The organism is Paenibacillus sp. 102 (genome assembly GCF_039549175.1).
GTDB lineage: Bacteria > Bacillota > Bacilli > Bacillales > Bacillaceae_G > Bacillus_A.
In genome coordinates this window covers 45,775-61,261 of record NZ_JBCGHT010000007.1, presented here as the reverse complement: position 1 = coordinate 61,261, position 15,487 = coordinate 45,775, and the positions used below count along the sequence as shown (strand labels likewise).

Below are 15,487 nucleotides of genomic sequence, written 5' to 3'. Positions count from 1 at the left end.
TCCATTATAACAAACTTCAAATTCCTATGTCGATATATTGGGAAAAAGAAAAACCAAGTAACATAAGGTTAGTTTTCCCCTCATACTACTTGGTTTACAGTCATTTTAACCAGTTTAATAACCACTCAATTCTCCCCTCATTTTTAAAATTTGTCATAAATGTGTAAAATAAAATATGGAAACTGCATATGCGTATCACGCAATTCCCCAAGAAAACAGAAAAGGACGATTTATATTCGTCTATATCGCAGGTGACTTCAGTGAAAATAAAGAAACAAACACATGTAACTATCCTTATAAGCTCTTTATTACTATATTTTACGATTCACTATACAGCTTTACTCTTTTTTTCTGGATACTCAGTTTCGTTCCAAATCATAGTGGGTACCACTACCATTTTTCTCAACATAATGATGGGTAGTTACTTATTTTATTTTTCATCAAATACAGATAAACCGTCCTATACATTTTGGATATTACTAACAGCAGGTACAATATTTTATGGTATCGGTGATATGATTGTTTTCTATCAAAGACTCATTCTGGATGACTATTATACATTTGTTGATCCATCTGATATTTTTTATTTACTATTTATAATAAGTTTCGTATCTGCCTTTTTATACAAGATGATTTATAACAAAAATATATGGGAGAAACTCTTTACACTATGTGACATTTGTATCATTGTGACTGCCCAATTCACTTTAAGTTATTACCTTCTCATTGAACAAGCCATTCATATATTCACCTTATCTCTCATCAATATGACTGTTCAACTTATGTATCCGATGGCAAATTTATTGTTTCTATTAATAGGAATTCAATTATTATTTCGGCCGCTATCACTTATTTCAAAACAGGTTGCCGCACTCCTTGGAAGTTCTCTTGTTTTGTATGCAGGTACAGATTTTATCTATATGTACATCAAATACTCAGCACCAGAATATTCCATGTTTACGGTCGCACCAATTTATCAAGCCATACTAATGATGATTACGATTGCATGCGTACTTCACACAAAAAAGACTAAGAAACATGAGCAAGTACTTTTAACACCACAAGCTGGTGAAGCAATTCGTTTATCATTACCATATATATCTGTGATTGTACTTAGTATCTTTATATTGGTGGAGCACGTTTTTGCGCCTGTTTTAGTAACCGGATTTATTATCACATTTTTCTTCTTATTGATTCGTCATATGTTAGTACGAAGACAAAATAAAATGCTTTTACTACAACAACTGCATTTCAGTCTAGAACTAGAAAAACAAATTGAATTACGCACAGAAGATTTAGTAGATCAAAAAAATAAATTATTTCAAAGCAAGCAAATGTTTAAATCTTTATATGAGCATCATCCAGATCCAATTTTCACATTAGATTTATATGGGAATTTTTTAAATGTTAATAATGCCGGAACTACATTACTTGGCTATCAAACAAACGAGTTGTTACAAAAACCTTGCCATTCCCTCATTTACGAAAAAGATTTGCAAAAGATAATAGATACATTCCGCCATGTAAAACAAGGACACTCTATTTCTTTAGACATACGAGCATATCATAAAAACAGAGACATTTATTATTTACACGTTACAGCTGTTCCTATTATTTTAAAAGAACATATTACAGGAATTTATCTGATGATCAAAGACATTACAGAAAGTAAACAACAACAAAAACAAATTAACTTCCTAGCATATCATGATACATTAACTGAACTAGCAAACCGCCGCGCTTTCCAGGAACACCTTGAATCTGCCGTTATAAAGGCGAAAAAAGAACAAGGATCCTTTGCAGTTATGTTTCTTGACTTAGACCGCTTTAAAATTATAAATGATACTCTTGGACATCGTGTAGGAGACCTTCTCTTAATTGCTGTAGCAAAACGATTGCAGCAAATTTCGAAATCCAATGTAAAGATCGCACGACTTGCTGGAGATGAATTTACACTTCTTATAGAAGATTATAAGGAAGACTCTGAAGTACAAAGAGTTGCAGACAACATTTTATCGTCAATGAATAAACCATTTGAAATTGAAAATCATCTACTACAAATCTCACCGAGCATCGGTATTTCCATCTATCCAGAAGATGGTGAAGATGCGATGTCTATTTTGCAGCATGCTGATATGGCGATGTATGAAACAAAACATAAAGGAAAAAATGGTAGTTCTTTTTATACAAAGGAACTGTATGAGAAGATGGAACGAAGAGCTAGAATTGAGAAAGACTTACCGCTTGCCTTAGCAAATCATGAATTCTCTATCGTCTACCAACCACAAATCGATGTTTTCACAAGAAAAATAATTGGTGCAGAGGCATTAATTCGTTGGCAACACCCCGACCTAGGAATGATCTCTCCGTGCGAGTTCATTCCTATAGCGGAAGAAACGATACAAATGATTCCACTCAGTCACTGGATGTTAAAACAAGCTTGTCAACAACTACAAACATGGCATAGATTCGGCTATTGCGATTTAAACATGAGCGTTAATTTATCAGCAAAAGAATTTCAGCAGGATAACTTAATCGATGTAATTCTAAATATACTGCAAGAAACAAACTTAGAGCCCAAATTTTTAACACTCGAATTAACGGAACGAATCGCAATGATAGATGAAGAAGAAACTTTATTAAAGCTGAGACAATTAAAAGAATGTGGAATTCAAACATCAATTGATGATTTTGGTACAGGCTACTCATCACTTGCCTATCTATCTCTTTATCCAATTGATACATTAAAAGTACCAAGAGAATTTATACAAATGGCTGAACATCGCGAAGAAGAAAAAGCGATTGTATCAACAATTCTTTCACTTGCCAATACATTAAAACTCTCCGTTGTTGCAGAAGGAATTGAAACAGAAGAACAACTCCAATTCTTACAAAACAATGGCTGTAAATATATGCAAGGTTATTATTTTAGCAAGCCACTAAGCGGTAAAGAATTTATGAAATTCCTACAAAAAACCCCAAGCATGAACAATTAATGTTTATGCTTGGGGTTTTTTTAGAAAGTAGTATTCTCTTTTTTATAATCATTATTTGAGATTTTCTCGTAAAATACCGCTGTTGTTGTACAGATATAAGGCATGAGCCATAGAATTCCAAATATAAATAACAATCCAATTCCAAATAAGAATACTGTAAGTAAAAGTACTGAGAAGAACAGTAATATCCCCCAACCAATGAAGCTAAGCCATAAAAGAAATAAGTCCATTTTATGTCCTTTCATCATCCTCTTGCTTTCTTTCATTGCTTGTAAAGCAGAATACTCTGGATAATCTATCATGATGAAGTACGTCATCGCATATGAAAAATATCTGATAGCGACGAAAACACATGATGCCAATAATAAAATAGTATATAAGCTTAGAATTCCAAAATTATCAGTTTCTTCTAAAAACGAAGAAAAGCCCATTATTATACTAGGAATCCAACTACCCGTATATAAGAAAATGAAAAACATCGCTTTCGTAGCATGAAGCATTCTTCTAAATCCACGAAACCCTTCAAATAGAGAATCTATCGTTGCATTGCCTCTACGCAATCGCAAAATCGTATTACTATACCCATACAGAGTAATACCAGTAGATATACAATTAACAACATTTACTAAAATTACTAGTATGATAGCCAAAACAATAGAAATCGTAGAAAGACTTTCACTTTGAAAAGGATTAACCGATTCTTTTATGAAATCACTCAAGAATGCAAATGGCATTATTATAATAACCATTAACAAAAATCCTAAAATCCAATTTAAAATTAGATATAAAGAGGTTGCTCCAACACCAAGCCCCCATTTCCCCTTTAATGATTGTAAAGCTTCTCGTTTCATTTCACTAATCAATTTCTCATCCCCTTGTTCAATCAAAGTTGTAACATTATCGTATTTATTACCACCTATAAGATTACTATTTTTCAGCATTCTCTCTAAGCAGAAACATAGTAATTATACCATTTTTGGAAAAATTTTAGGATGCGTAATTTTCAGTTCTCTTCTAAGAATACAATGAACTTTAAGCTGGGATATTACTACCCGAAAATATCCCGGATACAATAGAAAATCCGTAAAGGAATGAACCTTTACGGATTTTCTTATTTCATATCGGAAACGTTCAAACGGTTCACTGCACGCTGCAGCGCCAGCTCGGCACGCTTGAAGTCAACATGTACTTGCTTATCTTGCATACGTTGCTCAGCACGGCGCTTCGCTTCGTTTGCACGATGAAGATCAATATGGTTTGCTTCTTCAGCAGATGGTGCTAATACTGTTACTTTATCTGGACGAACTTCGATAAAGCCACCGCTTACTGCTACATAATCAGTGTGACCGCCATTTTTCAAACGAACCGCACTAATTTTCAGCGGTGCAACAGTTGGAATGTGACCTGGTAAGATCCCCATTTCCCCGCTCTCTGCTTTTACACTTACCATTTCTACTTCTTTTTCGTAAACCGGTCCATCAGGAGTTACAATACTGACTGGAAATGTCTTCATAATTCGTCCCTCCTAAGGCCTTACGCCATCATTTTCTTCGCGTTTTCAATAACTTCTTCAATACTACCAACAAGACGGAATGCATCTTCTGGAAGGTCATCATATTTTCCTTCTAGAATTTCTTTGAAACCACGAACTGTTTCTTTTACAGGTACATAAGAACCTTTTTGACCTGTAAATTGCTCCGCTACGTGGAAGTTTTGTGATAAGAAGAACTGAATGCGACGAGCACGTTGTACAACTAACTTATCTTCTTCAGAGATCTCATCCATACCTAAGATAGCGATGATATCTTGAAGTTCTTTATAGCGTTGAAGAGTTTGCTGTACTTGACGAGCTACTTCATAATGCTCTTCTCCTACGATTTCTGGAGAAAGTGCACGAGATGTAGATGCCAATGGATCTACCGCTGGGTAAATACCCATTTGTGTTAAACGACGCTCTAAGTTTGTAGTTGCATCTAAGTGAGCGAACGTTGTAGCTGGTGCTGGGTCAGTATAGTCATCGGCTGGTACATATACCGCTTGGATAGACGTGATAGACCCTTTATTTGTAGATGTAATACGCTCTTGTAATTGACCCATTTCTGTTGCAAGTGTTGGTTGGTAACCTACCGCAGATGGCATACGACCAAGAAGGGCAGATACTTCAGAACCCGCTTGCGTGAAACGGAAGATGTTATCGATGAACAATAGTACGTCTTGTCCTTGCTCATCACGGAAATGTTCAGCCATTGTTAATCCTGTTAATGCAACACGTTGACGTGCGCCAGGTGGCTCGTTCATTTGTCCGAATACCATCGCTGTTTTCTTGATTACGCCAGAATCGCTCATTTCGTGGTATAAGTCGTTACCTTCACGAGTACGCTCACCTACACCAGCGAATACAGAAATACCACCGTGCTCTTGTGCGATGTTGTTAATTAACTCCTGAATTAATACTGTTTTACCTACACCGGCACCACCGAATAGACCGATTTTACCACCTTTAATGTAAGGAGCAAGTAAGTCTACTACTTTAATACCAGTTTCAAGAATTTCTACTTTCGTAGATAACTCTTCGAATGCAGGTGCTTGACGGTGAATTGGATCACGGCGTACATCCGCTGCAACTTCACCATCTAAGTCAATTGCATCACCTAATACGTTAAATACACGACCAAGTGTTGCATCACCAACCGGAACAGAGATTGGTTTACCAGTATCTTCTACTTCTGTACCACGAACAAGTCCGTCTGTGGAAGACATCGCAACTGTACGAACTGTGTCATCACCTAAGTGAAGTGCAACTTCTAAAGTTAAGTTAACTTCATCTTTTTTAATTCTAAGGGCATTGTAGATTTCAGGTAGCTTTCCGCCGTCAAACTTAACGTCTACAACCGGACCCATGATTTGCGTAACGCGCCCTTTATTCATCGGGTTCCCTCCTAGCTTTCTTTAAATTAGCCAGCTTTCTATGAGAGTCGGCTTTCATTTTTTATTAGTGTAGCTTGGGCGACTCTTTCGAAAGAGCCGCTTCCGCTTTTTATTAATCTAGCTTCGCCTCCTAGCCCCTTCCGTCTAAGAACCTTCCCCATAAGAAGGTAAAAAACACCTTCTATGGGAAAGAACCTTAGTCGACGGGGCTAAACAGTCGGCTCCGCTTTTTATTACTATTCTAACGCTGCTGCTCCACCAACGATTTCTGTAATTTCTTGCGTAATCGCTGCTTGACGAGCACGGTTGAATGAAAGTGTAAGTGAGTCGATAACTTCCATCGCGTTGTCTGTAGCACTCTTCATTGCTGTCATACGCGCTGCGTGTTCACTTGCTTTACCATCTAGTAATGCACCGTACACTAAGCTTTCTGCGTATTGTGGCAATAATACTTTTAAAATATCTTCTTCAGAAGGTTCGAATTCATAAGCTGTCGTCGGTTTGTCAGACGTCACTTCCGTAAGCGGTAAAATTTTATTTTCCGTTACTTCTTGTGAAATTTTACTTACAAAATGGTTGTAGTAAATATATAGCTCATCATAAGCACCATCTGCGAACATCGCGATTGCTCGAGAAGCAAGGTCTTTAATATCTGTAAATGATGGATGGTCAGATAATCCAACTACTTCATCAATAATGTTAAAGCCGCGACGTTTTAAATAATCACGTCCTAGTCGTCCAAGCACAATAATTGAATATTGGTTTGAATCCATATTATGACGTTCACGAATTACGTTACTTACCGTACGTAATACGTTACTGTTATAACCACCTGCTAGTCCGCGATCAGATGTAATAACGATGTATCCTGTACGTTTTACAGGACGCGCTGTTAACATTGGATGATTGATTCCTTTGCTACCTTGCGCAATGCTCGCTACTACTTCTTGAATCTTTTCCATATACGGAACGAAAGATTTAGCATTTTGCTCTGCACGACTTAACTTCGATGCAGATACCATCTCCATCGCTTTCGTAATTTGACTCGTTTTCTTAGTCGAGTTAATTTTCGCTTTTATATCGCGTAAAGATGCCACAGGTTTTCACCACCTTTTTCCGGAAGTTGGCACGATTAGTAAGAATCCTTTTGGTTCATCTTCCTAATCTACGTTGCAAGATATTCTTGCTCATGATTGAAGGAAAAGAATAGGTGCACCTACTCTTTTCCTCTACATTACCGTCAGCAATTCCTGTAAGAGTTGCCTTTTTATATAATCTAGTTTCAGTGGCACGAGCCACCTCCGCTTTTTATTAATCTAGCTGCGGTGGCTAGAAGGGTCGGTCATTTCACCCCTTCCTGCGAGGCAAAAAGCGCCTCTTCGTCAGGAGTTCCAATGCCCTCCCCTTCTGGACAAGCCACCTCCGCTTTTTATTCAATCTAGCTTTGCCTCCTAGCCTCTTTCGCCTAAGAACCTTCCCCACAAGAAGGTAAAGAGCACCTTCTGTGGGAAAGAACCTTAGCCGGCGGGGCTAAACAGTCGGCTCCGCTTTTTATGCTTCAGAAGCTACGAATACTTTTTTAAATCCGTTAATTGCTGCTGCAAATTTTTCGTCATCCGCAAGTTTCTTTGTTGTGCGAATTTCACTTAATAGTTCAGCTGCATTTGAATCTAACCAAGCATGGAATTCTTCTTCAAAACGAGTGATATCTGCTACTGGGATATCATCTAGGAATCCACGTGTTAGGGCGTAAAGAATGATAACTTGTTTCTCTACTCGTAACGGTTTGTGTAATCCTTGTTTTAATACTTCAACTGTGCGAGCACCACGGTTTAATTTCGCTTGTGTTGCTTTATCAAGGTCAGAACCGAACTGAGCGAACGCTTCTAACTCACGATAAGATGCAAGGTCAAGACGAAGTGTACCTGATACTTTACTCATCGCTTTAATCTGAGCAGATCCACCAACACGAGATACTGAAGTACCTGCATCGATTGCTGGACGTACACCAGAGAAGAATAAATCAGATTGTAAGAAGATTTGTCCATCTGTGATAGAAATTACGTTTGTTGGGATGTAAGCTGATACGTCCCCTGCTTGTGTTTCGATGAAAGGTAGAGCTGTTAAAGAACCGCCGCCTTTTGCATCGCTTAATTTTGCCGCACGTTCTAGTAAGCGAGAATGTAAGTAGAATACATCCCCTGGATACGCTTCACGACCTGGAGGACGACGTAATAGTAATGACAGCTCACGGTAAGCAGCTGCTTGTTTTGATAAGTCATCATATACTACTAATACGTGTTTTCCGTTGTACATAAACTCTTCACCCATTGTTACACCCGCGTAAGCAGCTAAGTATAATAATGGAGCTGGTTGAGAAGCTGATGCTGTTACAACAATTGTGTACTCTAATGCACCATGCTTACGTAGTGTTTCTACTACGTTACGTACTGTAGATTCTTTTTGTCCAATTGCAACGTAGATACAAATCATATCTTCATCTTTTTGATTCAAGATTGTATCAAGTGCAACTGCTGTTTTACCAGTTTGACGGTCACCGATGATTAACTCACGTTGACCACGACCAATTGGTACAAGTGCATCGATCGCTTTAATACCTGTTTGAAGTGGCTCATGAACAGATTTACGATCCATTACACCTGGTGCTGGACTTTCGATTGGACGAGTGCTTGTTGTATTAATTGGGCCTAAACCATCTACTGGTTGACCTAATGGATTTACAACACGACCGATTAGTTCTTTTCCTACTGGTACTTGCATGATGCGACCAGTACGACGAACTTCGTCACCTTCACGGATTTCTGTGTAAGGTCCTAAAATAATGATACCTACGTTATTTTCCTCTAAATTTTGTGCTAGTCCCATAACGCCGTTAGAGAACTCTACAAGTTCACCAGCCATAACGTTATCAAGACCATGAGCACGCGCGATACCGTCACCAACTTGGATAACTGTACCAACATCACTAACTTCGATTTCAGACTGATAGTTCTCGATTTGTTGCTTTATCAGTGCGCTAATTTCTTCAGCTCTGATGCTCATGTGCTTCACCCCTATCTATTCTTCATAAGTTCACGCTGAATACGTGCTAACTTTCCTTGTAAACTACCATCATAAATGCGATTTCCGATGCGTACTTTAATGCCGCCTAGTAAATCTTCATCTACAACATTTTTAATACGAATTGCATCTTTTCCTGTTCTCTTTGCAAATGATTCTGCAATGTTAAGCTTTTCTTCTTCTGATAGAAGACGAACTGAATATACAGTTGCATCAGCTACGTTACGTTCTTCATTAGCAAGAACGACATATTCATTTGCAATTTCAGGTAGGACTTCAATGCGTTTATTATCAATTAAAATATATAACGTATTTAAAATTGATTCAGAAATAGAAGAGAATACGTTAGAAAGGAACGTTTTTTTCTGTTCCTTTGAAATGTTTGGTTGTGTTAAAAAGCTATGTAGTTCTCCGTTCTTTGCAAAAACGTTTTGTACAAGGCGTAATTCCTCTTCAAACATTTCTAATACGTGTTTTTCTTTTGCAATTTTAAAAAGAGCGACAGCATAACGTTTTGCTACAATCCCATTGCTCATCGCGCTTCTCCTACTTCTTTAATATAATCGCGAATTAATTTCACTTGGTCTTCTTCTTTTAATTCTTTTTCAATTACTTTAGAAGCAATTTGAACAGATAAAGAAGCGACTTGCTCTTGCAATGCAGCAATTGCTTGCTCTTTTTCGCGTTGAATTTCTTGTACAGCAGATGCTTTAATAGATTCTGCTTCTTCTTTTGCAGCAGCAACAATAACATCTTTTTGATCTTCTGCTTGCTTTTTCGCTCTTTCGATTAACTCTTGTGCTTCAACACGTGATTGTTTTAACATTTCACGTTGTTCTTCTACTAACTTTTTCGCCTCTGCATTATTTTGTTCTGCAGCGTCGATTTCATTAGCAACATGCTCTTCACGTTCCTTCATAATTCCCATTAAAGGACCCCAAGCAAATTTACGTAGCATTACTAATAAAATTAGGAAAACTAGCAATGTATAAGCGATTGTTCCAAATGGAATGGCAGCTCCTAAGATTAAAGTTGGCACAAGGATTCACTCCCTTCGAGATATCTAATTTGACCATATGAAAAAAAAAAGACATACATTTCGTTCATAAAGCAATGGCGAAGAAAGTCCAAAAACACTCTTCGCCATCTATGTAAGGGGAGTCTCCCTTATTTGTTCATTACGATGAATGCAATAACTACACCGATGATTGGAAGTGCCTCAACTAATGCAACCCCGATGAACATAATTGTTTGAAGTGCGCCTTTTAATTCTGGTTGACGAGCAACACCTTCGATTGTACGTGATACGATAAGACCGTTACCAATACCTGCACCTAATGCTGATAAACCAATTGCAATTGCAGCTGCGATTACACCTAAACTCATTTAATTTGTCCTCCTTTGTATTATAAAAAAAATAGATTTTTTTACTTACTTATTAAAGTATATTAATGGTCATGACTTACTTTATGAGCCATATAAACCATCGTTAACATTGTAAAGATAAACGCTTGGATTGAACCAACGAATACACTGAATCCCATCCACGCTAACATTGGTACAATCGCACCTAATGCTCCCAGTACTGTAGCTCCACCTAATTTAGCAAGTAATCCTAATAAAATCTCACCGGCATAGATGTTACCGAATAGACGAAGACCTAACGTTAGTGTGTTAGCAAATTCTTCAATAACCTTTAATGGAAATAAGAACTTCATAGGTTGGAAAAACCCTTTTAAGTATTCTTTCGTACCCTTCATCTTAATTCCATAATAATGGGTGAGGGTAACTACCATCACGGCTAATGTTAATGTAACTGCTGGGTCAGACGTTGGCGATCTCCACCATGCAATGTGTTCGCCAGCCTCAGTTGTTGAATACATGAATGGTAGACCGAGCATGTTTGATACGAAGATAAACATCATAAGCGTAACGCCAAGTGTTAAGAAGCGTCCACCTGTTTTCCAGTCCATCGTACTGTTAATGATCCCTTTCACGAAGTCTAAAATCCATTCAAAGAAGTTTTGCATTCCTGTTGGACGAAGAGCTAAGCTACGAGTCCCGATAACAGCGATTATGAAAACAATAAGTGCTGCAACAGTAACCATCATGACTGAGGATACATCGAACGTTAAACCTAGAAATTCAACTAATTTACCGTGTTCCACTAGTAATTCACCTCTCTTCCCTGCTCTTATACTCTAAATAAAGAAAATCTATGATCATGACAAGGTATCCTGTCAGCAATCCAACACCTAAGCTCCACATCGCAATTAAATGCTGATATTTCGCTGCAAATAAAATTAATAACCCAATCGTAGCAAATCTCGAATATGTACTAACAGCCGTCGCTTTAAATTTCACGTTTTCTCCATTAGTAACGCGATCTAATAGCTTGTCTGTTCTACGTGCAATGATGCGCAAACTAAGAAAACTGAAAATCGTTCCGATAATCAGTCCAAGAAATACATCCTTGTAAGAGGTAAAGCCCCATCCTAGTACAAAAAGCGCAAGCAAGTAGTACATATATTTCTTTTGTCTTTGGACAAGTCCATGTACGTCTATCATCATTGCTCTCCCGAATAATAATGTCGAATGAGTCGAATCATTGCGTAAATCCCTGTTCCTAATCCAAGCAATAAGCCTATAATAAGAAACAACGGAAACGTTCCAACCTTACTATCAATCCATTGCCCGCCAAAGATTCCAACAAGAATGGAACCGACTAATTGAGCAAGAATTCCTGACATTAAAGCATAAGCTTTTACCGGGTTGCGATCGTTTTTTTGCAAGGATTCATCCCTCCAATATGTAACCCTCATTCACGATGTGTTAATAATAACTCATTTTTCTGCATAAATCCTATACAAAATAAAAAGTTTACTTTTTCGTCACGGAATAGATGCAATTTTGTCACTGAAAGCCCTACCATCTATCCCCGTTGTTAGCATACAATAGGGTATTAGCACTGTCAACGAGAAATCGTAAAAAATCAAAAAATTTGAGTATTAGTCATTTCTTGCCAAAAATGAAAACGTTCCCCTTCTAAATACTGGTGAAAGATATGTAATTTCTAGAAGTTTTCTCCTTATAATAGAAGGAAAAGTTCACAAGTTTGTCACTATTATATTTTTACGATATAGCGTTTTCCTTCTATAATATAGTGTTCCTCAGACGTTAGACTTCTATAGTATATGTGATGTATATGCAAGTTATGTTGCATATACAAAAAATACCATTTGCATACACATTCATCTTCCCCTCTCCTACTCTCCTTATCTACATATAAAAAAGACGAGTAGGGAAATCCCTCTCGTCTGTTGTCTTACTTCGTTCCAAATAAACGGTCACCAGCATCGCCAAGACCTGGAACAACATAACCATGGTCATTTAATTTCTCATCTAATGCCGCTACATAAATATCAACATCAGGATGTTCTTCTTGTACTACTTTTACTCCTTCTGGTGCAGCTACGATACACATTAATTTAATTTGCTTCGCACCGCGCTTTTTCAGAGAGTTAATTGCTTCTGCAGCAGAACCACCTGTCGCTAACATCGGATCAAGTACGATAAAGTCACGTTCTTCTACATCCGTTGGAAGTTTCACATAGTATTCTACCGGTTGCAATGTTTTCGGATCACGGTATAAACCAACGTGCCCTACTTTTGCTGCTGGAATTAATTTCAGAATTCCGTCTACCATTCCTAAACCTGCACGTAAAATTGGAATTAGACCAAGCTTTTTACCAGCGATCACTTTTGTTTTCGCTTTGCTTACAGGTGTTTCAATTTCGATTTCTTCAAGTGGAAGGTCGCGTGTAATTTCAAATGCCATTAAGCTCGCTACCTCATCCACTAACTCACGAAATTCTTTTGTACCTGTATTTTTATCGCGAATATATGTAATCTTATGTTGAATTAACGGGTGATCAAATACATACAGTTTTCCCATGTGAATCTCTCCTTCAGATGATATTCATGCGTGCGTACACGCCGTTTTGCACTATTTACGATTGTAAAGAAAACGCTACTAATATTCAAGGGCAAATTTGGAAAAATATTAAATTCATCATGAACCTATCTAATATCTTTACCAATTATGGAAGTCATATCCTTCATTATATATCCAAAATTTATTCATCGTTTGTATACATACTTCAGAAGCTATATATGCCCTCGCTTATCTGCCGTACTCTTCTATGTGAGAATCCAAAAAACTTACTATCTTAATGCTCCTTTTAAACTATTTACCCCGCTGTTCGCAGGCAGAATAAACTCCAGTTCCATATCTTCCACGTTAATGACTATAACTTATAGAAAGTATTCTAAAAAACTATCTATTAAGAATTTTTGTTTCAAATAAAAAAAGACTGCTGAAACAATATATGCTTCAGCAGTCTTCATCTAATCTATTATAGATCTGTATACATTGGGAATTTACTTGTTAATGCTTCTACACGCTTACGTGCTTCTTCTAGCGCAGCTTCATTTTCATGATTTTTTAACGTATGAGCAATGATTGCTGCAATTTCATCCATTTCTTCTAAATCGAAGCCACGAGATGTTACTGCTGCTGTACCAATACGTACACCACTTGTTACAAATGGGCTTGCTGTTTCAAATGGAATTGTGTTCTTGTTCACTGTAATACCAACTTCATCTAATACATGCTCTGCAACTTTACCTGTAATATCTAGATTACGAACATCAATTAAGATAAGATGGTTGTCCGTTCCACCAGAAACAAGTGTAAGTCCTTCTTTTTGAAGACCTTCCGCTAAGCGGTTTGCATTATTAATAATGTTTTGTGCATATGTTTTAAAGTCTTCCTGCAGTGCCTCACCGAATGCAACAGCTTTCGCAGCAATTACGTGCATAAGTGGTCCACCTTGAATACCAGGGAAGATTGATTTATCAATTTGCTTCGCAAATTTTTCTTCACATAAAATCATACCACCGCGTGGACCGCGTAATGTTTTATGTGTTGTTGTTGTAACGAAATGTGCATGTGGCACTGGGTTTGGATGTAAGCCTGCTGCAACTAAACCTGCAATATGTGCCATATCTACCATTAAGTATGCGCCAACTTCGTCTGCGATTTCACGGAATCTCTTGAAATCGATAACACGAGGGTACGCACTTGCACCTGCAACGATTAGTTTCGGCTTATGTTCTTTTGCTTTTGCTAACACATCATCATAATTAATGCGGTGTGATTCAGCATCTACGCCATATTCTACGAAATTATATTGTACTCCACTGAAGTTAACAGGGCTTCCGTGTGTTAAGTGACCACCGTGGGATAAGTTCATACCAAGTACTGTATCGCCTTGCTCTAAAATCGTGAAGTATACAGCCATGTTCGCTTGTGCACCAGAGTGTGGTTGAACGTTCACATGCTCTGCGCCAAAGATTTCTTTTACGCGATCACGTGCAATATCCTCTACTACGTCTACATGCTCACAACCGCCATAGTAACGTTTACCAGGATATCCTTCTGCATACTTGTTTGTTAAAACAGAACCCTGCGCTTCCATTACAGCTTCACTTACGAAGTTTTCTGAAGCAATTAATTCAATTTTTGAACGCTGTCTTCCTAGTTCTGCCTCAATTGCAGCAAATACCTTTTCATCTTGACGTTTTAAATGATCCACCAAAATCCCCCTTTTCTGAACGAATTACACCGATTCCCGATAGTTTTTTCTTATTTATTGAGAAAAAAACGAAAATTCAAGTTGTAATTCTTTAGAACCTTCATGTTTTCAACTACATTCTAACATGACTTTCTATATCATAAAAGAAAAAAAAGACCGAGTTCGGTCTTTTCTTTTATGATATAGAAAGTCAGACTACATACCTCTTTATATGAGATATGGTATTTCTGTTTCTTCTTTAATTTTAATTAGCTACAAGTAACTGTTTCTTCTACCGCTGCATATACAGCACGTGCCCCACCAATAAGTTTCGCACGTGTTTTAGCCATCGTTACGTGTGCACTTCCAATCTCTTTTACACGTGTACGAATTGGAACCGCAACATTTTTTAGATGCATACCAATAAATGTATCACCGATATCCATACCTGCATCTGCTTTAATAAATTCCACCACTACAGGATCCTTAAGATTATGGTAGGCATATGTTGCTAATGCGCCACCTGCTGATCTAACAGGCGTAACGGTTACAATTTCAAATTGATATTTCATTGCTACTTCTCTTTCTACCACTAGAGCACGATTTAAATGCTCACAGCATTGGAATGCCAATTCTATACCCGTTTGTTTTTGAAATTGTTTTAGCTCAGAAAAAATTGCTTCTGCCACTTCCATCGTTCCTGATGTCCCAATTCTCTCTCCTAGCACTTCACTCGTGCTACAGCCCACTACAAAAATTTGCCCGCTTTGCAGTGAAGCTTGCTTTTGAAAATCAGAAAGCGATGTTTGTAGCTGCTCTTTCACTTTTACTATTTCCGTCATAACG

Annotated in this window: 16 protein-coding genes; 1 reads left to right on the top strand and 15 read right to left on the bottom strand. The window is 37.6% G+C overall.

Going from position 1 to position 15,487, the window contains the following annotated elements:
- The first annotated feature begins 266 nt into the window (after positions 1–266).
- Positions 267–2,996, top strand: a complete 2,730-nt coding sequence (locus tag AAIE21_RS16830; protein ID WP_343267921.1) for a putative bifunctional diguanylate cyclase/phosphodiesterase — start codon at positions 267–269, stop codon at positions 2,994–2,996.
- 20 nt (positions 2,997–3,016) lie between these two features.
- On the opposite strand, the gene AAIE21_RS16825 is transcribed toward AAIE21_RS16830, so the two are convergent.
- The 15 genes from AAIE21_RS16825 to AAIE21_RS16755 all read right to left on the bottom strand — a co-directional run bounded on the left by AAIE21_RS16825 (position 3,017) and on the right by AAIE21_RS16755 (position 15,483).
- Positions 3,017–3,859 (bottom strand): DUF975 family protein, encoded by an 843-nt coding sequence (locus AAIE21_RS16825; RefSeq protein WP_343267811.1) that lies wholly within the window; start codon positions 3,857–3,859, stop codon positions 3,017–3,019.
- Between the two features lie 248 nt (positions 3,860–4,107).
- Entirely contained in the window at positions 4,108–4,509 is a 402-nt protein-coding gene (atpC, locus tag AAIE21_RS16820) for a F0F1 ATP synthase subunit epsilon (protein WP_343267810.1), read from the bottom strand.
- 20 nt (positions 4,510–4,529) lie between these two features.
- The gene (gene atpD / locus AAIE21_RS16815; RefSeq protein ID WP_343267809.1) at positions 4,530–5,924 is read right to left on the bottom strand and encodes a F0F1 ATP synthase subunit beta; all 1,395 of its coding nucleotides are present in this window, start codon (positions 5,922–5,924) and stop codon (positions 4,530–4,532) included.
- Positions 5,925–6,160: 236 nt separating this feature from the next.
- Positions 6,161–7,021 carry a F0F1 ATP synthase subunit gamma gene (gene atpG, locus AAIE21_RS16810; protein ID WP_017153549.1) on the bottom strand — a complete coding sequence of 287 codons (861 nt, stop codon included), beginning with the start codon at positions 7,019–7,021 and terminating at the stop codon, positions 6,161–6,163.
- 454 nt (positions 7,022–7,475) lie between these two features.
- Positions 7,476–8,987 carry a F0F1 ATP synthase subunit alpha gene (gene atpA, locus AAIE21_RS16805; protein ID WP_343267808.1) on the bottom strand — a complete coding sequence of 504 codons (1,512 nt, stop codon included), beginning with the start codon at positions 8,985–8,987 and terminating at the stop codon, positions 7,476–7,478.
- An 11-nt stretch (positions 8,988–8,998) separates the two neighbouring features.
- A complete protein-coding gene (locus tag AAIE21_RS16800) occupies positions 8,999–9,541 on the bottom strand; it encodes a F0F1 ATP synthase subunit delta (protein WP_343267807.1) in 543 nt (180 codons plus the stop codon).
- Positions 9,538–10,044, bottom strand: coding sequence for a F0F1 ATP synthase subunit B (atpF, locus tag AAIE21_RS16795; protein WP_343267806.1), 507 nt, complete (start codon positions 10,042–10,044; stop codon positions 9,538–9,540). The genes AAIE21_RS16800 and atpF overlap by 4 nt, the downstream gene beginning before the upstream one ends.
- A gap of 128 nt (positions 10,045–10,172) precedes the next feature.
- Entirely contained in the window at positions 10,173–10,391 is a 219-nt protein-coding gene (gene atpE / locus AAIE21_RS16790) for a F0F1 ATP synthase subunit C (RefSeq protein WP_000052064.1), read from the bottom strand.
- A 62-nt stretch (positions 10,392–10,453) separates the two neighbouring features.
- The gene (gene atpB, locus AAIE21_RS16785) at positions 10,454–11,173 is read right to left on the bottom strand and encodes a F0F1 ATP synthase subunit A (protein ID WP_343267805.1); all 720 of its coding nucleotides are present in this window, start codon (positions 11,171–11,173) and stop codon (positions 10,454–10,456) included.
- A gap of 7 nt (positions 11,174–11,180) precedes the next feature.
- Positions 11,181–11,573 (bottom strand): ATP synthase subunit I, encoded by a 393-nt coding sequence (locus AAIE21_RS16780; protein WP_033673341.1) that lies wholly within the window; start codon positions 11,571–11,573, stop codon positions 11,181–11,183.
- Complete coding sequence (locus AAIE21_RS16775; RefSeq protein WP_001171217.1) at positions 11,573–11,797, bottom strand: AtpZ/AtpI family protein; 225 nt, start codon at positions 11,795–11,797, stop codon at positions 11,573–11,575. Before AAIE21_RS16775 ends, AAIE21_RS16780 begins: the two co-directional genes overlap by 1 nt.
- A gap of 26 nt (positions 11,798–11,823) precedes the next feature.
- Positions 11,824–11,937, bottom strand: a complete 114-nt coding sequence (locus AAIE21_RS16770; RefSeq protein ID WP_034278971.1) for a DUF4024 domain-containing protein — start codon at positions 11,935–11,937, stop codon at positions 11,824–11,826.
- Between the two features lie 393 nt (positions 11,938–12,330).
- Positions 12,331–12,960 carry a uracil phosphoribosyltransferase gene (gene upp, locus AAIE21_RS16765; RefSeq protein ID WP_003202275.1) on the bottom strand — a complete coding sequence of 210 codons (630 nt, stop codon included), beginning with the start codon at positions 12,958–12,960 and terminating at the stop codon, positions 12,331–12,333.
- Between the two features lie 460 nt (positions 12,961–13,420).
- On the bottom strand, positions 13,421–14,662 hold the full coding sequence (glyA, locus tag AAIE21_RS16760) for a serine hydroxymethyltransferase (RefSeq protein ID WP_343267804.1): 1,242 nt from the start codon (positions 14,660–14,662) through the stop codon (positions 13,421–13,423).
- A 248-nt stretch (positions 14,663–14,910) separates the two neighbouring features.
- Complete coding sequence (locus AAIE21_RS16755; protein ID WP_343267803.1) at positions 14,911–15,483, bottom strand: TIGR01440 family protein; 573 nt, start codon at positions 15,481–15,483, stop codon at positions 14,911–14,913.
- Between the last annotated feature and the right edge of the window lie 4 nt (positions 15,484–15,487).

Excerpts from the sequence above, each read along its gene's own strand:
- atpC (WP_343267810.1), bottom strand. The coding sequence starts at position 4,509 with ATGAAGACATTTCCAGTCAGTATTGTAACTCCTGATGGACCGGTTTAC.
- atpD (WP_343267809.1), bottom strand. The coding sequence starts at position 5,924 with ATGAATAAAGGGCGCGTTACGCAAATCATGGGTCCGGTTGTAGACGTT.
- atpA (WP_343267808.1), bottom strand. The coding sequence starts at position 8,987 with ATGAGCATCAGAGCTGAAGAAATTAGCGCACTGATAAAGCAACAAATC.
- AAIE21_RS16800 (WP_343267807.1), bottom strand. The coding sequence starts at position 9,541 with ATGAGCAATGGGATTGTAGCAAAACGTTATGCTGTCGCTCTTTTTAAA.
- atpE (WP_000052064.1), bottom strand. The coding sequence starts at position 10,391 with ATGAGTTTAGGTGTAATCGCAGCTGCAATTGCAATTGGTTTATCAGCA.
- AAIE21_RS16780 (WP_033673341.1), bottom strand. The coding sequence starts at position 11,573 with ATGATAGACGTACATGGACTTGTCCAAAGACAAAAGAAATATATGTAC.
- AAIE21_RS16770 (WP_034278971.1), bottom strand. The coding sequence starts at position 11,937 with ATGGTAGGGCTTTCAGTGACAAAATTGCATCTATTCCGTGACGAAAAA.
- upp (WP_003202275.1), bottom strand. The coding sequence starts at position 12,960 with ATGGGAAAACTGTATGTATTTGATCACCCGTTAATTCAACATAAGATT.
- AAIE21_RS16755 (WP_343267803.1), bottom strand. The coding sequence starts at position 15,483 with ATGACGGAAATAGTAAAAGTGAAAGAGCAGCTACAAACATCGCTTTCT.